Genomic DNA, 18,434 nt, shown 5'->3' with positions numbered 1-18,434 from the left:
AAGATCAGCGTACCTGCGTAACCCTTACTTAAACCAACAAAACCCCAAAAGGCTCCATTAGTCCGCAAGGCCAACGCCGCCTACGCTTCCCTTCCTTCAATACCAAATTGTCAAAGAACAGGAGACCGAAACCCCCTCGGGAAAAACCAAAACCCCAGCGAAAACCAGCCCTAACCGAACCACAAAGATCCGGCCATCTCAGACCAATTGTCAGGAATTAAGGTCGCAAAACCCTGCCGCCAGCGACATCGCCGCCGTCGATGAGCCGCGTTATACGCACACTAATTCATACCGTCAACAGCGTTCGCGAAGTTTTTTTGAAGAAAATCACCTTCCCCAACGGCCGGTGGATATTAACCATTTCCGAACCAGTGGGTCGCAGGGCAGCTCCTGTCCCCATCCGGTTAGCTGTTGCCGAAACCCATCAGCCTTTGGCCCGCATCCACGACCAGCGTGTGGCCGGTAACCTGAGGAGCGGAGACAAGATACTGTACCGCAGCCACGATATCCTGCGGACCGAGTCCGGCACCCATCGGCGTCAGTTTTTGGCGGCGGTGAAAGTCCTCCTCGGTCTGGTCGCTCGGCAGCACCAGCCCCGGCGCGACCGCGTTTACCCGGATCCCCTTTGTGCCCAGTTCGAACGCGGCAAGCCGTGTCGCGCCGTCCAAAGCGAATTTCCCGCAGAAATAACTGAGCCGTTCCGGCGACGCCGACTGCATTTGCGTGTCCAGGATGTTCACGATCGCGCCCTCCTCGGGCATCGGGTCCTGACAGGCGAAGGCCTGCATCAGAAAGACGGGGGCCGCGGCATTGACGTTCATCAGGAACTGCCAGCTCTCCAATGTCAGGTCATAAAGGGTATCCGTGTCGAAGGCGGACGCGGAATTGACAAGCACCGAGACCGGGCCGCCTAACGCCTCCGACGCCTCGGCAATCAGGCTGCCCGAAAGCTCCGGCCGGCTCAGGTCCTTTTGCAGGAGAACGGCCGCTCCGCCGCTTGAGACAATCTCGTCGCGAAGCTCTTCCGCCCCGCCAGCGGAGGAATTGTAGTGTAGTCCCATCGCATAGCCCCGGTCCGCCAGCCCGCGGGCAATCGCCTTGCCGAGCCTTTTGCCGGCGCCCGTCACCAACGCGATCTTTTTCTCTGCCGTCATCGGCTCTCCCCTCCCCGGCGCTCAGGCGAAATCCTGCAGGTTCAGGACCGGCTGCACCCGAGGCACTTCGTGACTGCGGACCAGATTGGCCTTCGACAGGACCGCCAGCGTCGCAGCGCTCGTCTGGGCCACGCGGACCTCGTCGCGAAACAGATAGACAGCGCCGGTAAGCTGCACCGTCACCGGCCAGCCGAGTTCGCGCAAGCGGAAGGACTGCAGGATACTCTCGGTCTGATAACGGATCCGGTCCGGCCCGTCCGGCAGGTGCAGGGCAAAGCCGAACCCGGGGTCGACCCACAGTCGTTCGATGCCCGCCTCCGTGGCCAGCGCGATCCGCTCCCTGAAAAAGTCCAGTTGACGGTCGAACAACTCGTCCGCGGCGGGCAGGTAGTCATCGGAACGGGCGTTCTCACCCGGCGTGTAACAAAGCACCACGCCCGCCTCGTGATGCGCGATCGCCTGGTAAAAGGCCGGATCGTCGACACGGCCGGTCAGATTCACGACACCGGCTCCGGCCTCAACCAGCGCGACGCCGACTTCCGGGTGGTAGGTCTCCACCGACACCAGAATATTGTCCTCCGCCAATGCCGCCACGACGGGACGCATGATGTCGATCTGCCGGTCGACGGCAACAATGTCCGCGGTCTCGCCGGTGGACTCCGCCCCGATATCCACCATGGCGGCCCCTTCCAGCGTCATTCGCCGCCCCCGGTAAAGGGCAGCCTCGAAAGTGTGGCAGACCGTCTCCCGGTAGGTGCTGTCCGGCGACAGGTTGAGAACCCCCATCTGATAGGTCCGATCCTCGAACCGGCGGCCGAACCTCGGGAACTCAAACGTTCTGACCGGCGCCTCGAGCGCGTCACGGTACTTGAGCCAAAGGGGAAGAATACGGTCGGCGGTTATCATCGGGCACTGGCTCCTGGATCATGTCTGTCGACAGTTAGGATAAGAAGGAGACACGGCAAGACCGGTCACGTGCGTGTCCGGGTGATCCGGATCCCCGCCCCCGCGACATTGTCGAAGATATCCGGCTTGGTCACCTTGACGCTGACCTGTTGCGCAAGCGGATGGGCAAGAACGAACTCCGCAACCGTTTCCGCCCAATCCTCCACCAGGTCGACATGACCGCCGGAGGACGCTTTGTCCTCAATGAAAGCAACCGGCTCCGCATAGGAGATGAAGTTCCCCGTTTCGCGCACGATTTCCCGGTAGCCCGGAACGGTCAGGATTTCGATGTCGAAGCAGACGGTTTGTCTTCGCCCCTTCTCGCTGTCCAGTATACCGATCTCGGCGGGCACGCGCAGGCCTTCGATCACGATGACATCCTGTCCAAGCTCGCTCCGGCGCGCGGGTTGATCGTTTTTATCGGACATGTGCATTCCTGCTGACTGAGTTCCTTTAGCACTTGCAATAAATCGGACCCGCCCCGGACTAGGCAAGCGCCATTTGGCGGCCGGTGGACTTCCAGGACACTCAAACTCGTGAATTCACAAGTTAGACGGAATTGCCGCACCCCGCGCTTTCCCCTATCATCGATAAATGAGGACCCGTTCGGGAAGCGGAACGGGCTATTTGGGAGGAGAGCTTCACAATGACAGTGACGCACGAGCCGTGGCTCGTCGCACTCTCCCTGATCATGGCATTTCAGGGCAGCTTTGTCGGACTGAACCTTGCGGTTCAGGTCGGTCGCACCGAAGGTTCGAGACGGCGCCTTGTTCTGGCGGGGGCCGCTTTCACAATGGCTCTGGCGATCTGGTCGATGCATTTCGTCGGAATGCTGGCCGCCAAGCTGCCTGTCGTTGTCGACTTCCTGATCCTGCCGACGCTGCTGTCCTTTCTTGTCTGCGTGCTGGTGGTCGGAATTGCCGTGTTTACCGCAAGCAACCGGCGCCTGACGTCCTTGCGGCTTGGCCTTGCCGCGTTCGTCATGGGCGCGGGGATCTGCACCATGCATTATCTCGGCATGTATGCGCTCCACACGTCCCTGAACATGGCGCACGATCCGGCTTATGTCCTGGCAAGTTTCCTGATCGCCTTCAACGCGTCCGGCCTGGCGCTCTGGCTCCTCTTCGGCCTGGGCAAGAGGCCTCCCCTCGTCGTCTCGGCCGCCGTGATGGCGCTTGCGATTTCGGCCATGCATTATACCGCGATGACCGGCATGACCTTTACGCCGGTCCCGGCCGCGCGCGCCTTGTCCGCCCCCGCCCTCGGCCCGAGCATGCTGGCGATTTTCGTGTCCTGTGTCGCATTCCTGGTTTCCGGCCTGTTTCTTCTGGCCTTGGTGCCTGGAGGGGATCGTGAAACGGGTCTGACGAAGATGCCCACCGGGCGCGACCGCGACACGGTACAAACGGCAAAGGAACAAGAGGCAGGCGCCACCGAAGCGGTCGTGGAGGGGTCGGTGCTGTCTGAACCCAACCAGCGCACCGCATCCGGCCTGCAGGCAGCGGCAACGGCGAAGCGATCCACCCCGACCATGCGCCGGACGCTGCCCATCGAACGGGACGGACAGAAGGACCGGCTCGGCGTGGAGGAGATCGTGGCGGTTCATGCCGATGCCCACTACACCAAGCTTTATGACGGTGAGCGGGAATTCTTCTGCCCGCTCTCCATCGGCGAGGCCGAGCAGCAGCTCGACCCGAAACTGTTCAAGCGCGTCCACCGCAGCCACATCGTCAATCTGGGTTGCGTCGCCAGTTTCCGGCGTGCCGGCGACGGCGGGGTGCTTGTCCTTCAAGGCGCAAACGCCCAGACGGTTCCGGTAAGCCGGTCCCGCTGGAGCCGGGTCCGCACGATGCTGAGCGCCCTGACCGAGACGGCAGACCCTCAATCCCATCCGGCAGCCGCGCAATAACGCTCCAGGAACCTCACCTCCAGATTGCTCTCAACCCTGTTTTGTTTCTCGAACGGGACGAGATCCACAATCTTAAATTACATACCAAAAAATTTCCCTCAAGTTCAAATAAATATTGAATTTCATTTATTTAGATAAAATTTGACTAACTTTCCACTCAAAAACCATCCATGAATTACGTCAGTAAACCTGACGCAATTCATGCAAGAAAACCCGCCTTCCGTGTATTCCCCCGTGTCATCGGTGCATGGCGTCTTGAGTGTGCACCGCACAGTTCCGCACCCTTGAGTTATGTGACATTCCGCCGCGCCGTGGCGGAGACACAACTTGCCCGATGGAAGGGTTCGAACGCGACGAGACCTTCCTGCACCGGGCGTTCGGTCCCGAGATTTTTCGGGCTGAAGGAGGGAGGAGTAAAGACGTGATCCCTGGTGAATTCACCTATCACCGGCCCGCATCCGTGGCCGAAGCCGTCGCCATTCTGGCAAGCCATGGAGATGAGGCGCGGCCGCTGTCCGGCGGGCACAGCCTGATCCCCATGATGAAGCTGCGCATGGCAGCCCCCGAGCATCTTGTCGACCTCGGCGGCATCGCCGACCTCAAGGGCATCGACGAGGACGGCGGCACCATCACCATCCGCGCGATGACCACCCAGCACGAATTGATCGCTTCGGACCTCCTGGCCGGGAAACTGCCGATCATCCGGGAAACGTCGCTTCTGATCGCGGATCCGCAGATCCGCTATGTCGGCACGCTCGGCGGCAACGTCGCCAATGGCGATCCCGGCAACGACATGCCCGCCCTCATGCAGTGCCTGAACGCGACCTATGTCCTGACCGGCCCGGACGGCGAGCGGGACGTTGCCGCTCGCGACTTCTACGAGGCGGCCTACTTTACCGCGCTCGCGCCGGAAGAAATTCTGACTGCGGTAAAGATCCCGGTTCCGCCGGCGGGTCATGGCTTTGCCTACGAGAAACTGAAACGCAAGGTCGGCGATTACGCCACCGCCGCAGCAGCGGTTGTCCTGACCAAAAGCGGCGGCACTGTTGCCACCTGCTCCATCGCGCTGACGAACGTCGCCGACACGCCGCTTTTCGCAGCCGACGCAAGCGACATCGTCGCAGGCTCCACCCTGGATGACGACACGATCAAACTGGCAGTCGCCGCGGCGGAAGCCATCACCGAACCGGCTTCCGACGGACGGGGACCGGCGGAGTACAGAACCAAGATGGCCGGCATCATGGTGCGACGCGCGCTTGCCCGCGCGTCTGAACGCGCAAACGGCTGAGGGAGAGATTGATGAGCGAAATCGAACAAGTTCCGGTCTCCATGACCGTCAACGGCAAGAAGGTGCAGCGCTTTGTCGAGCCGCGCACGCTTCTGATCCATTTCCTGCGCGAGGAACTGAACCTCACAGGGCCCCATATCGGTTGCGAGACGTCCCATTGCGGCGCCTGCACGGTTGAAGTCGACGGCATGTCGGTGAAGTCCTGCACGCTTTTCGCGGTCCAAGCGAACGGTGCGGAGCTGACCACGATCGAGGGCATGGCTAATGCGGACGGCACCTTGTCCGCCCTTCAGGAGGGCTTCCGCCAGATGCACGGCCTGCAATGCGGCTTCTGCACCCCCGGCATGATCCTGCGCGCCCATACCCTTTTGAAGGAAACCCCGAACCCGACGGAAGAGGAAATCCGGATGGGCATCTCAGGAAACCTGTGCCGCTGCACCGGTTACCAGAACATCGTCAAGGCCATCCAGTATGCCGCGGCCAAGCTGAACGGCACCGACTTTCAGGAGGCAGCGGAATGAACGACATGACCCCGACACGGGAACAGCGCGAGGCCGCCCTGGAAGGCATGGGCTGCAAGCGCAAGCGCGTCGAAGACATCCGCTTCACGCAGGGCAAGGGACAGTATGTCGACGACCTGAAGCTTCCGGGCATGGTCTTCGGCGACTTCGTGCGCTCGCCCTATGCCCACGCCAAGATCACCAAGATCGACGCCACCGAAGCCCTGAAAATACCGGGCGTGATCGCGGTCCTGACCGCGGAAGACCTCAAGGGTGTCAATCTCGCCTGGATGCCGACGCTGGCCGGAGACGTCCAGATGGTGCTGGCGGACGGCAAGGTGCTTTACCAGAACCAGGAAGTCGCCTTCGTGGTGGCGGAAAACCGCTACATCGCCGACGACGCCATCCAGGTTGTCGAAGTCGAATACGAAGAGCTTCCCGTGCTCACCGACCCGTTCAAGTCCATGGACCCGGACGCGCCGGTGCTGCGCCCCGATCTCGAGGGCAAGACGGAAGGCGCCCACGGTCCGCGCAAGCATCACAACCACATCTTCACCTGGGAAGTCGGCGACAAGGACGAGACCGCGAAGGCGTTCAGCGAAGCCGACGTCACCATCAAGGAACTGATCTCCTATCACCGCACCCATCCCTCGCCGCTGGAAACCTGCCAGTGCGTGGCGTCCATGGACAAGGTGACGGGTGAACTGTCCGTCTGGGGAACCTTCCAGGCCCCGCATGTGATCCGCACGGTCGCCTCGCTTCTCTCCACCATTCCCGAACACAAGATCCATGTGATCGCCCCCGATATCGGCGGCGGCTTCGGCAACAAGGTGGGCGCCTACCCGGGCTACATCTGCGCGATCGTCGCAACCATCGTCACCGGCGTTCCGGTGAAATGGGTCGAGGACCGGATGGAAAACCTTTCCACCACCTCTTTCGCCCGCGACTATCACATGACTGCGGAAATCGCGGCGAAAAACGACGGCACCGTAACCGGGCTCAAGGTCCATGTGCTCGCCGACCACGGCGGCTTCGACGCCTGCGCCGACCCGTCCAAATGGCCGGCCGGTTTCTTCAACATCGTTACCGGCTCCTACGACTTCCCGGCTGCCCATCTGGCCGTCGACGGGGTCTATACCAACAAGGCCCCGGGCGGCGTTGCCTATCGCTGCTCCTTCCGGGTGACGGAAGCCGCCTACTGCATAGAACGGGCGATGGACATTCTGGCGCAAAAGCTCGGCATGGACCCGGCGGACCTGCGCATGAAGAACTTCGTCAAACCGGAGCAGTTCCCCTATCAGTCGGCGCTCGGCTGGGAATATGACAGCGGCGACTATCACACCGCCATGCAGAAGGCGATGGACACGCTTGGCTACCGCGAGCTGCGCGCCGAACAAAAGGCCAAGCAGGAAGCCTTCCAGCGCGGCGAAACCAGGGAGATCATGGGGATCGGCATCTCCTTCTTCACCGAGATCGTCGGAGCCGGACCGTCCAAGAACTGCGACATTCTCGGCGTCGCCATGTTCGACAGCGCCGAAATCCGGGTGCACCCGACCGGTTCCGTGATCTCGCGCATGGGTACCAAGTCTCAAGGCCAGGGCCACGAGACCACCTGGGCGCAGATCATCGCCACGGAGATCGGCATTCCCGCCGCCGACATCATGGTGGAGGAAGGCAACACGGACACGGCGCCTTACGGCCTCGGCACCTACGGTTCGCGTTCGACCCCCGTCGCCGGCGCCGCAATTGCCCTTGCCGCGCGCAAGATCCGCAACAAGGCGCAGATGATCGCGGCCCACATGTTGGAAGTCTCCGAATATGACCTCGAATGGGACATCGACGGTTTCCAGGTGAAAGGCAATCCTCAGGCGCGCAAGTCCATGAAGGAAATCGCCTGGGCGGCCTATCACGCCCCGCCCCCCGGCATGGAACCGGGTCTGGAAGCGGTCAGCTACTATGACCCGCCCAACATGACCTATCCATTCGGCGCCTATTTCTGCGTGATGGACATCGACGTCGATACCGGGGTCGCCAAGACGCGGCGCTTCTATGCGCTCGACGATTGCGGCACCCGCATCAACCCGATGATCATCGAGGGTCAGGTCCACGGCGGCCTGACGGAAGCCTTCGCCATCGCGATGGGCCAGGAGATCCGCTACGACGAAATGGGCAATGTGCTCGGCGCGTCCTTCATGGACTTCTTCCTGCCGACCGCGGTCGAAACCCCGCATTGGGAAACCGACTACACCGTGACCCCAAGCCCGCATCATCCGATCGGGGCGAAGGGTGTCGGTGAAAGCCCGAATGTCGGTGGCGTTCCGGCCTTTTCCAACGCGGTCAATGACGCGTTCCAGTTCCTCGGCTCGACCCATATCCAGATGCCCCACGACGCCTGGCGCATCTGGCAGGCGGCCAAGGATCTCGGCGCGCACGGGTAACAGCCCCGGCTGATCGAACCAGCGTTCCCGCTTACTCCCCTCCCCCCTTTGAGGGGGAGAGGTCCGTGAAACGGACAGAGGGGGTACAGCGGGACAGCATGAACGGCATTAGCCGAGAGGGACCGAGAGGCGCGCGCCCCTCTGTCAGCTAAAGCTGACATCTCCCCTTCAAGGGAGGAGAGCAAGCGGCACGGCCTCGAACGTTGGCTCAAACTTCGAGGTCTCGAAGACCTGCCGGATCAAGTCCGGCAACGACCAGGAAAAGCAACAGAGAAGCAAACCGGCTCACATGACCAAGACCAGGGAGCAAATCGCAGAAGGACTGGCGGCGGCGGGATATGTCGCCGACGAGGGGCTGGCGACCGCCATTCTCCTGACGGAGATGCTGAACCGGCCGCTGCTTCTGGAAGGCGAAGCGGGTGTTGGCAAAACGGAGGTCGCCAAGGCGCTGGCGAAGCTCGAGGACACCGACCTGATCCGGCTGCAATGCTATGAAGGCCTTGACCGATCCGACGCCATCTACGAATGGAACTACCAGCGCCAGCTTCTCGCCATCAAGGCGCGGGAAGCTTCGGGAGAGGACGCGGAGCGGCTCGAGGAAGCCGTCTTTTCTGAAAAATACCTGCTCGAACGGCCCTTGCTTGCCGCAATCCGGCAGGAAAAACCGCCCGTGCTCCTGATCGATGAAATCGACCGTGCGGACGAGGAGTTCGAAGCCTATCTGCTTGAGATCCTCTCCGACTACCAGGTTTCGATCCCGGAACTCGGCACGGTCCGGGCGGCCAGCATTCCCCGCGTTGTGCTGACGTCCAACGGCACGCGCGAGCTTTCCGACGCCCTGCGCCGACGCTGTCTCTATCATTACGTCGACTATCCGGCGCCTGACCGGGAAGCCCGCATTCTGCTGTCCCGTGTCCAGGGACTCGATGCCGTGCTCGCGCTCCAGATCGCCGAGCTGATGGGCAAGTTGCGCAAGGAGGACCTCGCCAAGGTTCCCGGCGTCGCCGAGACCATCGACTGGGCCGCGGCCCTGCTCGGCCTCGGAGCCAAGTCTCTTGCCGAAAGCCGCGAGCTCGTCTTCGACACGCTTGCCTGCGTGCTGAAGACCCGGGAAGACCAGGCAAGGGTCACGCGGGAAGTCACCGATCGTCTCCTTGGAAAGGTGGCCTGAGCCATGGCAACGAGCGCCCTGACAACGCAGGACGACATCGGCGCCGCGCTCCGGCTGCGGCTCGCCGGGTTCGTACGTACGCTCAGGGACAACGGCTTCAAGACCGGTCTGGCGGAGACGAATGACGCGCTTGCCCTTCTGTGCTCCCCTTTCATCAAAAGACCATCGGCGCTGAAACCCGCCTTCCGGGCACTCTTTTGCGGCCGCCGCTCCGACTGGCAGCGCTTCGACGAGCTCTTCGACGCCTACTGGTTCGAAAAGGGTGTCAAATCGGGGGTCAAGGTGTCCGGGTCTCATCCGAAAAAAGGCATGAAGACCATTCGCGACCTGATGGATGCGCAAGGCAACCGTCAGGACACGATTGCCGGAGATGTCGAACGCCAGCCGGGCGAAGAGGACGAAGAGACCGGCGACACCCCGTCCGGGCGCCGGGAAGGCGCCAGCATCGCGGAGAACCTTGGCCGGATCGACTTCCGCGACATTCACGATCCGGAAGCTCTGGAAAAGGCCCATGCGCTTGCGGAACGGCTGGCCCGCTCCATGCGCGTCCGGCTGACCCGCCGGGACCGGCGGAAACGGAAAGGCCCGCGCCTCGACCTCCGCCGCACCATCCGTCACTCGATTGCTCATGGCGGCCTGCCGATCGAGCTCATCCGCAAGGGACCGCGCGAGCGCCAATTGCGGCTGGTTGTCCTCTTGGATGCCTCCGGCTCCATGAACAATTACACCGCCGTCTTCACCCGCTTCGTGCACGGCATTCTCGACAATTTCCGCGAAGCGGAAGCTTTCCTGTTCCACACCCGGCTCGTTCATGTGTCGTCGGCCCTGTCGGAACGCGACGCGGCGCGCGCGCTCGACCGGATGGGGCTGATGGCCCAGGGCGTTGGCGGCGGCACGAAGATCGGCGAGGCGCTGGCCGATTTCAATCGCTGGCATGCGGCCCGGGTCATCCACTCGCGCACCTGCGTGATGATCCTGTCCGACGGCTACGACACGGGTGCACCGGAGCTGCTCGGAGAGGAAATGGCAAGATTGAGACGGCGCTGCAAGCGGATCGTCTGGCTCAATCCGCTGATCGGCTGGCAAGGCTACGAGCCGACCGCCGGCGGCATGCAGGCCGCCCTGCCGAACATCGATCTCTTTGCGCCCGCGCACAATCTCGACAGCCTCGCGGCTCTCGAACCTTACCTGGCAAAGCTATGACGTCATGGGAGACCCGACGATGAAACATGCGGTTCCAGAGACCCACGACACCGCCGCACCGGAGCTGACGGGCGATCTTCAGCCGCTGATGAACCGGCTTCAGGGCGAACACACGCCTTACGTCCTGGCAACCGTGGTGCGCACCATTTCGGTCACCGCCGCCAAGGCCGGCGCGAAGGCCGTGATTGCCGCCGACGGGACCATCGCCGGTGGCTGGATCGGCGGCGGATGTGCGCGTGGTGCCGTCCTCAAGGCGGCCAGGGAAGCCCTCGAAGACGGTGAGACCCGGCTGATTTCCATCCAGCCGGCAGACCTTCTCGCCGAGCGCGGCGTCGCCCCGGGCGAGGAACGGGAAGGCGTGCGGTTCGCAAAAAACATGTGCCCTAGCCAGGGAACGATGGACATTTTCATCGAACCGGTCCTGCCGCGGCCCAATCTCGTGATCTGCGGTTCGAGCCCCGTGGCCATCGCCCTGGCCAAGCAGGCGCCAGGCATCGGCTTCGACGTCACGGTATGCGCGCCGGCAGAAGATCTTTCTGCTTATAGGGTCGCCAATCGCCGGATCGACACCTACGACCTGTCACAACTGGGAAACGCCGAGAATTTCGTCGTCGTTTCGACCCAGGGCCGAGGCGATCTCGCCGCACTTGAAGGCGCGCTGAAAGCCACCACCCGCCATCTCGGCTTCGTCGGCAGCCGGCGCAAGATCGCCGCGCTGAAGGAAAAACTTCGCGAAAAGGGATTTGGCGAAACCGACCTTGAGCGGATCGAAGGCCCTGCCGGACTCGACCTCGGTGCCATCACGCCGGAAGAGATCGCGCTGTCCATTCTCGCTGAGCTTCTGCTCATCCGCCGCAAGGACCAGCGCCAGAAAAATATCACCCACGTTTAACGAACCTATCGGAGACCCATCCCATGCAGATGACTGACAGTCAGAGAATTGAAGCGCCCCGCGAAAAGGTCTGGGAGGCCCTGAACGATCCGGAAGTGCTCAAGGCGTCGATCCCGGGCTGTGAGGAATTGACCAAGAACTCGGACACGGAACTTGAGGCCAAGGTCAAGCTGAAGGTCGGGCCTGTCAAGGCAACGTTTGGCGGCAAGGTTACCCTGAACGACCTCGACCCGCCCAACGGCTACACGATCGAAGGCGAAGGGTCCGGCGGTGTCGCAGGCTTTGCCCGTGGCGGCGCAAAGGTCCGTCTGGAGGAAGACGGACCGGACGCAACCATCCTGCACTACGATGTCGAGGCGAAGATCGGCGGCAAGCTTGCCCAACTCGGATCCCGGCTGATCGATTCCACCGCCAAGCGGCTTGCCGGCGAGTTCTTCACCGCGTTTGGCGAACAGGTCGCTCCCAGCACTCCGGAAACGGCGGAGACGGAAAAGGCCGAGGAAACGGCTGCACAGGACGGTGAACAGAAGAAGGGCTGGCTCGGGGGCCTGTTCGGCGGCAAGAAGGATCAGACCCCGGCCGAGGAAACGGCTGGCTAACGGGGAAAGTGACGAAAATCAACGCTAACGCATTCCCGTCTTGGGCAAGGCAACTACATTTAGACGGATAAGCTCTCTCTCCTTTTTGGGGAGGGTTGGGATGAAGGAACAATATCCTCGAAATAACAGAGAGGCCATATCCAACGCGCGGCGCAAGCGCCGACACTCCCCAGGGAGAGGTAAATTGGAGGCAAACGCAGAGAACTCGGCTTAACGTCATTCCCTGCGGCAATTCGGAGGAAAGACATGACAACAGGGCAAACTCGCACACCCGTTTCGCTGGCGGTCGCGGAAATCAGAAGCGACCCGTCGCTGATGCTGGCTCTGGCAACCGGCACATTGCTGACGGCCTTCCTGGCCACGGCCCACGCCTGCTGTCTGGGTCTTGCGGTCCCTCACACGGCCGCGGCGCTCCTGCAAATCTGCTCGTCCGGAGGTTGACCCCACCTTCCTCCGGAAGACGTCCCGGCGGCACAAGCGTGCCGCCGGGACCTTCCTTGATATCGGTGTTTCTACACCTGCTTTAAGCCGGCAGTTTGGCCTTGCGCAGGTAAGGCAGAACGGTTTCGAAGTCGCCGAACTTCGCCTTGGCGTCCTCGTCGCTGACGCTCGTCGGAATGATCACGTCCTGGCCGACCTGCCAGTTGGCCGGCGTCGCGACGCCCTTGGCCGCCGTCTGAAGACCATCGAGAGCGCGCAGGACTTCCGCGAAGTTCCGGCCGACCGTCATCGGGTAGGTCATGGACAGCTTGAGCTGCTTGTCCGGGCCGATGATGAAGACCGAGCGCACGGTGGCGCTGTCGGCCGGCGTGCGTCCATCCGGCAGATAGGCTTCGGCGGGCAGCATGTCGAACGCCTTGGACACGCCAAGATCCTCATCGGCGATGATCGGGAATCCGGCGGTGCAGCCACCGACCTTCTCGATATCCGCTTTCCATTTCTTATGGTCTTCGGCGCTGTCAACGGAAACGCCGATCACCTTGGTTCCGCGTTTTTCCCATTCGTCCGCCAGTTGGGCGACGGCACCGAACTCGGTGGTGCAGACAGGTGTGAAATCCTTCGGGTGACTGAACAGGATCGCCCAGCTGTCGCCGATCCAGTCATGGAACGTGATCTGACCCTGATCGGTGTCCGCGGTGAAATTCGGAACCGTATCGTTGATGCGAAGACCCATTTGAATGATCCTTTGTTGAAAATCCGAGAGAACCGCAATCAGCCTCCAACTGAATGCGCAACTTAGGTAAGCTGTATTGTCCGATTGGGCAATGGCCCGCGCCCTCACCGAAGCGGCAGCCGCCCCACCGACACCGGCCGGAACCTCGACAATTCAGCGATTTCAGAAAGACTGGCAACGCCTGGCGTAATCGCCCGAGCGCGACGCCTTGGTGTCGCACATGAGGTTTCGGTACATACCGTGTTAACGCGGGATCGTTTCCAACCCGTCCAGGACGTCGATCGCCCGGCTCACTCCGCGCAACTCCGCAAGGCCGCGCAGTCGGCCGATCGCCGGATAGCCCGGTGTCGATGTGCCCGTCAGGTCGTTCAGGATACGATGACCGTGATCCGGCCGCATCGGCAGAGCGGATTGCGTCTTGCGCTCCAGATGTCTTATGGCCCGGACGATGGCGACCATGTCGATGTCACCCGCCAAATGCGCGTCTTCGTGAAAGCTGCGCGGGTCAGTCTCCCGGCGCGTCGCCCTCAGATGCGTGAAGTGAATGCGCGCGCCAAGCGCTTCGACAATAGCTGGAAGATCGTTGTCCGGGTGCGCTCCGAGCGATCCGGTGCAAAGCGTGAAGCCATGTGCGTTCGACCCGTTCATCGCGGCAATGCGTTCGAGGTCGGCAAGGCTGCTCACAATCCGCGGAAGTCCGAACAGCGACCGGGGCGGATCGTCGGGATGCAACGCAAGTAGGGCTCCCGCCTCCTCGGCCGCCGGGACCACCACATCTAGGAAGTTCTTCAGGTTCTGAAAAAGGTCTTCCCGGCCGATCTCCCGGTAGGACGCCAGACAGTCGCTGAAACTTTCAAGCGTGTAGCTCTCCTCGGAGCCCGGCAGGCCCGCGATGATATTTGCCGTCAGCCTGTTCCGTTCCGCGTCCGAACTCTCTGCCCAATAGGCCTCGGCCTCGGCGATATCCTCTTCGCTGTAATCGTTCTCGGCCCCCTCCCGTTTCAGGATGAAGAGATCGAAGGCGGCATAGGCCCTGAATTCGAACCGAAGCGCCGATGCGCCGTCGGCCAGGCGATAATCGAGATCCGTGCGGGTCCAGTCCAGGACCGGCATGAAATTGTAGCAGATCGTTTTCACGCCCTGATGCGCGAGCGCGCGAACGGTCCCGGCCCAGTTCTGCGCCCATTGCTCCCAGCCGGGTGCGCCGGTCTTGATATCCTCGTGAACCGGAATGCTCTCGGTAACGACCCATTCAAGTCCGGCCGCTTCGATCATCTCCCGCCTGGCGGCAATGTCTTCTTCCGGCCAAAAGGTGCCATTCGGGATATCATGCAGGGCAGTGACGATCCCCGTCGCGCCCGCCTGTCGAATGTCCTGAAGGGAAACCGGGTCCTGCGGTCCGAACCAGCGCCAGCTTTCGATCATCGCTTCATGTCTTTCTTGTCGTTATCGCGATCGGGGCCAGCAGTCATGGCGCTGCCCGCGCCGGCGTATAGAGATAGCCGTCGAATTCCGGGTCGCCGACATCGGAGAGCTCAAGCAGGGTGCGGCGGACGTTTTCCAGGTGTTGCCACATCGCCTGGCCGGCCTTGTCGGAATTGCGGTGCCGAAGGGCTTCCAGAATCTCCGCGTGATCGTCCAGCCATTTGGCCCGGTAGCTCAGGTCGAAGATACGGTCGTGAAGCCTGGCCCACATGGAACTGTTTTCCCGTTTCGTCCAGAGGTCCTCGACCTGGGCGACCAGCACGCTGTTCTGTGTCGCCTCGGCGATCTGCAGGTGAAACAGGCGATCGGCAGCGTAGTCTTCCTCACCGTTTTCGATCGCCCGGCGTTCGAGTTCCAGGGTTTCGCGCAAATGAACGATATCGCTCTTGGTGATGGTCTGGGCGGCGAAACCCGCAATGCTGCTTTCCAACAGCTGTCGCGCCTGCAGCAGCTCGAACGGGCCGTAATCGGCCTTCTGAACGTTCAGCGAGATCTTTTCACCGTCTGCGACGTAGCTGCCCGAGCCCTTGCGCACGTCCAGATAGCCTTCGATCTCCAGCACGATGAAGGCTTCCCGGACCAGGGATCTGCTGATGCCGAGTTCCAGCGAGATCTGCCGCTCGGTCGGAAACTTGTCGCCTGGCTTGTAGCCCTCCTCGGCGATACGCCGCGCAAGAAGTTCGGCGATTTCCTGATATCGGCGCTTTGCGACATCGCTCGTCATGAGGCTTTCCTCGCATCCTCCTCGCCGGCTGCGATCTGACGGTAGTAGTCGGCCAGGATGTGGAATGCTTTTTTCTTCGTTTTCTTGTCTGCGGCAATCAGCCCTTTGTGATTGTAGCCGTTCTGAAAGATGTTTTGGCGCCGTTCAACGCGGAAATCGTAGAGTATCCACGGCGACATGCCCTTGATATAGTCAAGGCCGCGCAGGGTGGCGATCTGCCTGCGGTAAACCTCCGCCATGTAGTCTTCGCTGAAGAGACCCTTTTCCGGTCCCTTTTCACCGATGACGCCGTCGGCGCCGGTCTCTGAAATCACGACAGGACGGTCCGGTTCGGAATTCCGGCCGATGGCCGCGAGGTCCTCGAAATCTTCTTCGTACCAGCCGTAGTATTCATTGAGACCGATAACGTCGATGTGGGCGGCGAGCCGGTCCTCGATCCGGTTTTGGGCATGGTTCACCAGGCACGCGGCCGAGGTCAGACGGGTTGGATCGAGAGACTTGCAGGTGTCCGCCAGCCTCTTCATGAATTTGAGTCGTCCATCCGTGTCCGGATTTTCGTTGCCGACGGACCAGATGACCACGCTTGCCCGGTTGCGGTCGCGCTTGATCAGCTCCATCAGCTGGTTTTCCGCGTCTCTGAGGGTCGCTGGATTGTCGAATTCGATCGCCCAGTAAACCGGGATCTCCTCCCAGAGCAGGAAGCCGAGTTCGTCTGCAAGCCGGGCGGCCCGTTCGTGATGCGGATAATGCGCCAGGCGCAGATAGTTGCAGCCGAGTTCGCGCGCGTGGTTGAACCGGCGACGCAAGTCCTCTTCGCCTGTGACCTTGCCAAGAACCGCATCGTCCTCATGCACGGAGATGCCGCGCAGGAACAGTGATTTGCCGTTGAGCAGGATCTCTGTCCCCCGCCGCTCGATCTGGCGGAACCCGACGCGGTCGCTGACGCGATCCTCGCCACAGGTCACGCTGACGTCGTAGAGCTCCGGTGTCTCCGGGCTCCAGAGGTCCGGCCGCGCCGGGATATCCATCCCGGCCTTGCCGTTCGCGGTCGCGGGGAACTCGGCATCGATTCCGAGCGCGGGGATCGAAATCCTCGCGGGACCGGCATCCGGACCGTCTACCGTAACTTCGGCGCGCAACGTCGAATAGGTGCCGTCCGGCACGAGATAGAGAAAAAAGTCCTTGATCACGCTCTGCGGCGTCTCAAACAGGCAGACCTCGCGATAAAGGCCGCCGTAGTTGAACCAGTCGGTATTCCGCATCGGAACCCGGTCGCGGGTACGGGTGTTGTTGACGCAGGCCATGAGCCAGTTGCGCCCCGGCTTGAGTTTCCCCGTAACCTCAACGCAGAACGGTGTCGATGCGCCGTAGTGATTTCCCAGGAACTCGCCGTTCAGGAAGATCTTGCAGTCATAGGCTGCCGCTCCGAACCGCAGAAACCGCCGTTTGCCGGGGTCTTCAGGCGCTGCATCCAGAGGGCGTGTATACCAGGCGCTGCCTTCGAAGAAGTACCATTTCTCCTTCAGCATGGCCCAGTTCGAGGGAACCGGTACGGTTTCGCCCATGTAGGGATCGTAGTCCCAGGGCTCTGTTCGTTCTTCCGGTGTCTCCGGCAGCATGGCGAACCATTTCTGCCGGAGGCCGGTGTCCAGGAGGTCGACACAGAAGTTCCAGTCGCCGTCAAGGCTTGTCGATGCCCGCCCGCCCATGAAGATCAGGCCGTCATGGTTCAAGGACTGCGTGTTGAAAGGCACATCGTAGTCTTCGTCATGCAGCGCCTGAAGCGCGTTATCGGCGAGTTTCGAGCGTTCGAGCATCTTTTACAAACCTTGGACCTGGTCTTCGCGAGGGGACGGCCGGATTATTCCGCCGCGTCCTTGATCCGCTTGATCAGATCGGCCACCACCGGGGATTTCTGCGCGGCTTCTTCATGCATCGGCAGAACCGCCTCGATGAAAGGCCCCTTTTCCACCTCGATGAACTTCACGCCGAGTTCGCTCTTGGCGGTTTCGACGGCTGCGGCGCTCATCGCATCCCACTGCTCGCGGTGAAAATCCATCGACTCCCGCGCGGCCTTGCGGATCGCGTCCTTATGCTCGTCCGAAAGGTCGTTCCAGGTCTTGGTGGAAATCATCACGACGGACGGGATCATGGTGTGACCGTCGTCGGAGTAGACTTTTGACACTTCGCCGTGGCGGGCCGAGGTCAGGGCCATCGGGTTGTTTTCCGCGCCGTCGACGACACCCTGCTGAAGGGCGCTGTAGAGTTCACCCCAGGCGATCGGCGTCGGATTGCCGCCGAGCAGCTCGACCATGCGGATCGCGGACGGGCTCGGCTGCACGCGGATCTTCATGCCTTCCAGGTCCTTCGGAGACCGGATTTCCTTGTTGGCATAGAAGGAACGCGCGCCTTCGATATAAAACGCCAGGCCGACAAAGCCCTTGTCCGCGGAAGCTTCAAGGATGTCGGTACCGATGTCGCTGGTCAGGACGTCGTAATAGTGATCGGCGCTGACGAAGATGTAGGGCAGGTTCAGTGCACCGTAGGATTCTTCGAAGGCTTCCAATTCGGACGCATTGGAGCGCGCCATGTCCAGCGAGCCGTTCTGCATCAACTCCATGGATTCACGCTGCGTCCCGAGCTGTGCGTTGGCATAGATCCGGATTTTCAGATCTCCATTTGTCAACTCGTCCACTTTCTCGGCCATGAACTCCATGGACTTGTGCAGCGGATGGTCTTCCGGATTGTTGTGGTTGAGCCGCAATGTCTTGGCGCCGGCCGCAGAGCCGAGCGCAACCACGCCTGCGGCCATGACAGCCGCCAGTTTCACGAATTTGGACATATTTTCCTCCCAATCGCAGTCTCGCCGCAAGGTGTCCGCTCTATCCGGAACGCCAGGGTCGACCGTTTGCCTCGCGGCTCGAGATTGCCGCGGATGGCGAATTGTTCGTC

Annotated in this window: 17 protein-coding genes; 9 read left to right on the top strand and 8 right to left on the bottom strand. The window is 61.6% G+C overall.

All coding sequences use genetic code 11. The features are described from left to right. Window positions 1-404: 404 nt before the first annotated feature. From JF539_RS19825 to JF539_RS19815, 3 genes are all read right to left on the bottom strand, one after another. Window positions 405-1,154 (bottom strand): SDR family oxidoreductase, encoded by a 750-nt coding sequence (locus JF539_RS19825; RefSeq protein ID WP_207142436.1) that lies wholly within the window; start codon window positions 1,152-1,154, stop codon window positions 405-407. 21 nt (window positions 1,155-1,175) lie between these two features. Further along, entirely contained in the window at window positions 1,176-2,060 is an 885-nt protein-coding gene (locus JF539_RS19820; protein WP_207142435.1) for a dihydropteroate synthase, read from the bottom strand. 65 nt (window positions 2,061-2,125) lie between these two features. After that, window positions 2,126-2,527, bottom strand: coding sequence for a dihydroneopterin aldolase (locus tag JF539_RS19815; protein WP_209017435.1), 402 nt, complete (start codon window positions 2,525-2,527; stop codon window positions 2,126-2,128). A 218-nt stretch (window positions 2,528-2,745) separates the two neighbouring features. Here JF539_RS19815 and JF539_RS19810 point away from each other — a divergent pair, with 218 nt between their 5' ends. From JF539_RS19810 to JF539_RS19770, 9 genes are all read left to right on the top strand, one after another. Next, window positions 2,746-4,008: an MHYT domain-containing protein gene (locus tag JF539_RS19810; protein ID WP_207142433.1), complete on the top strand. Its 1,263-nt coding sequence runs from the start codon at window positions 2,746-2,748 to the stop codon at window positions 4,006-4,008. 421 nt (window positions 4,009-4,429) lie between these two features. Further along, window positions 4,430-5,296, top strand: coding sequence for an FAD binding domain-containing protein (locus JF539_RS19805; protein WP_207142432.1), 867 nt, complete (start codon window positions 4,430-4,432; stop codon window positions 5,294-5,296). Window positions 5,297-5,307: 11 nt separating this feature from the next. Beyond that, window positions 5,308-5,817, top strand: a complete 510-nt coding sequence (locus JF539_RS19800) for a (2Fe-2S)-binding protein (protein ID WP_209017433.1) — start codon at window positions 5,308-5,310, stop codon at window positions 5,815-5,817. Next, window positions 5,814-8,234, top strand: coding sequence for an aerobic carbon-monoxide dehydrogenase large subunit (locus tag JF539_RS19795; RefSeq protein WP_207142431.1), 2,421 nt, complete (start codon window positions 5,814-5,816; stop codon window positions 8,232-8,234). Before JF539_RS19800 ends, JF539_RS19795 begins: the two co-directional genes overlap by 4 nt. A gap of 289 nt (window positions 8,235-8,523) precedes the next feature. Continuing rightward, the gene (locus tag JF539_RS19790; protein ID WP_207142430.1) at window positions 8,524-9,405 is read left to right on the top strand and encodes an AAA family ATPase; all 882 of its coding nucleotides are present in this window, start codon (window positions 8,524-8,526) and stop codon (window positions 9,403-9,405) included. A gap of 3 nt (window positions 9,406-9,408) precedes the next feature. Beyond that, window positions 9,409-10,608 carry a vWA domain-containing protein gene (locus JF539_RS19785; protein ID WP_207142429.1) on the top strand — a complete coding sequence of 400 codons (1,200 nt, stop codon included), beginning with the start codon at window positions 9,409-9,411 and terminating at the stop codon, window positions 10,606-10,608. Between the two features lie 19 nt (window positions 10,609-10,627). After that, window positions 10,628-11,500, top strand: coding sequence for an XdhC family protein (locus JF539_RS19780; protein ID WP_419247691.1), 873 nt, complete (start codon window positions 10,628-10,630; stop codon window positions 11,498-11,500). A 23-nt stretch (window positions 11,501-11,523) separates the two neighbouring features. Further along, window positions 11,524-12,099 carry an SRPBCC family protein gene (locus JF539_RS19775; RefSeq protein WP_207142427.1) on the top strand — a complete coding sequence of 192 codons (576 nt, stop codon included), beginning with the start codon at window positions 11,524-11,526 and terminating at the stop codon, window positions 12,097-12,099. A 246-nt stretch (window positions 12,100-12,345) separates the two neighbouring features. Beyond that, the gene (locus JF539_RS19770; protein WP_207142426.1) at window positions 12,346-12,540 is read left to right on the top strand and encodes a hypothetical protein; all 195 of its coding nucleotides are present in this window, start codon (window positions 12,346-12,348) and stop codon (window positions 12,538-12,540) included. An 82-nt stretch (window positions 12,541-12,622) separates the two neighbouring features. Here the strand turns inward: JF539_RS19770 and JF539_RS19765 are convergent, their stop codons facing one another. The 5 genes from JF539_RS19765 to JF539_RS19745 form a co-directional block, all read right to left on the bottom strand. Then, window positions 12,623-13,273, bottom strand: coding sequence for a peroxiredoxin (locus tag JF539_RS19765; RefSeq protein WP_207142425.1), 651 nt, complete (start codon window positions 13,271-13,273; stop codon window positions 12,623-12,625). Window positions 13,274-13,516: 243 nt separating this feature from the next. After that, the gene (uxuA, locus tag JF539_RS19760; RefSeq protein ID WP_207142424.1) at window positions 13,517-14,698 is read right to left on the bottom strand and encodes a mannonate dehydratase; all 1,182 of its coding nucleotides are present in this window, start codon (window positions 14,696-14,698) and stop codon (window positions 13,517-13,519) included. A gap of 43 nt (window positions 14,699-14,741) precedes the next feature. After that, the gene (locus JF539_RS19755) at window positions 14,742-15,482 is read right to left on the bottom strand and encodes an FCD domain-containing protein (protein ID WP_207142423.1); all 741 of its coding nucleotides are present in this window, start codon (window positions 15,480-15,482) and stop codon (window positions 14,742-14,744) included. Next, a complete protein-coding gene (locus JF539_RS19750; protein ID WP_207142422.1) occupies window positions 15,479-17,299 on the bottom strand; it encodes a glycoside hydrolase family 2 protein in 1,821 nt (606 codons plus the stop codon). The genes JF539_RS19755 and JF539_RS19750 overlap by 4 nt, the downstream gene beginning before the upstream one ends. Window positions 17,300-17,343: 44 nt before the next feature. Then, window positions 17,344-18,324 carry a TRAP transporter substrate-binding protein gene (locus tag JF539_RS19745; RefSeq protein ID WP_207142421.1) on the bottom strand — a complete coding sequence of 327 codons (981 nt, stop codon included), beginning with the start codon at window positions 18,322-18,324 and terminating at the stop codon, window positions 17,344-17,346. Window positions 18,325-18,434 lie beyond the last annotated feature (110 nt).

Source organism: Roseibium aggregatum (genome assembly GCF_017309185.1).
Classification (GTDB): Bacteria; Pseudomonadota; Alphaproteobacteria; order Rhizobiales; family Stappiaceae; genus Roseibium; species Roseibium aggregatum_B.
Note: the sequence above shows the minus strand (reverse complement) of the source record. Positions and strands in the feature narration are given on the sequence as shown.

What these genes read in the sequence shown, in the direction of transcription:
- JF539_RS19825 (WP_207142436.1), bottom strand. Translation starts at nt 1,154, where the DNA reads ATGACGGCAGAGAAAAAGATCGCGTTGGTGACGGGCGCCGGCAAAAGG.
- JF539_RS19820 (WP_207142435.1), bottom strand. Translation starts at nt 2,060, where the DNA reads ATGATAACCGCCGACCGTATTCTTCCCCTTTGGCTCAAGTACCGTGAC.
- JF539_RS19815 (WP_209017435.1), bottom strand. Translation starts at nt 2,527, where the DNA reads ATGTCCGATAAAAACGATCAACCCGCGCGCCGGAGCGAGCTTGGACAG.
- JF539_RS19810 (WP_207142433.1), top strand. Translation starts at nt 2,746, where the DNA reads ATGACAGTGACGCACGAGCCGTGGCTCGTCGCACTCTCCCTGATCATG.
- JF539_RS19800 (WP_209017433.1), top strand. Translation starts at nt 5,308, where the DNA reads ATGAGCGAAATCGAACAAGTTCCGGTCTCCATGACCGTCAACGGCAAG.
- JF539_RS19795 (WP_207142431.1), top strand. Translation starts at nt 5,814, where the DNA reads ATGAACGACATGACCCCGACACGGGAACAGCGCGAGGCCGCCCTGGAA.
- JF539_RS19790 (WP_207142430.1), top strand. Translation starts at nt 8,524, where the DNA reads ATGACCAAGACCAGGGAGCAAATCGCAGAAGGACTGGCGGCGGCGGGA.
- JF539_RS19785 (WP_207142429.1), top strand. Translation starts at nt 9,409, where the DNA reads ATGGCAACGAGCGCCCTGACAACGCAGGACGACATCGGCGCCGCGCTC.
- JF539_RS19780 (WP_419247691.1), top strand. Translation starts at nt 10,628, where the DNA reads ATGAAACATGCGGTTCCAGAGACCCACGACACCGCCGCACCGGAGCTG.
- JF539_RS19775 (WP_207142427.1), top strand. Translation starts at nt 11,524, where the DNA reads ATGCAGATGACTGACAGTCAGAGAATTGAAGCGCCCCGCGAAAAGGTC.
- JF539_RS19770 (WP_207142426.1), top strand. Translation starts at nt 12,346, where the DNA reads ATGACAACAGGGCAAACTCGCACACCCGTTTCGCTGGCGGTCGCGGAA.
- JF539_RS19765 (WP_207142425.1), bottom strand. Translation starts at nt 13,273, where the DNA reads ATGGGTCTTCGCATCAACGATACGGTTCCGAATTTCACCGCGGACACC.
- uxuA (WP_207142424.1), bottom strand. Translation starts at nt 14,698, where the DNA reads ATGATCGAAAGCTGGCGCTGGTTCGGACCGCAGGACCCGGTTTCCCTT.
- JF539_RS19755 (WP_207142423.1), bottom strand. Translation starts at nt 15,482, where the DNA reads ATGACGAGCGATGTCGCAAAGCGCCGATATCAGGAAATCGCCGAACTT.
- JF539_RS19750 (WP_207142422.1), bottom strand. Translation starts at nt 17,299, where the DNA reads ATGCTCGAACGCTCGAAACTCGCCGATAACGCGCTTCAGGCGCTGCAT.
- JF539_RS19745 (WP_207142421.1), bottom strand. Translation starts at nt 18,324, where the DNA reads ATGTCCAAATTCGTGAAACTGGCGGCTGTCATGGCCGCAGGCGTGGTT.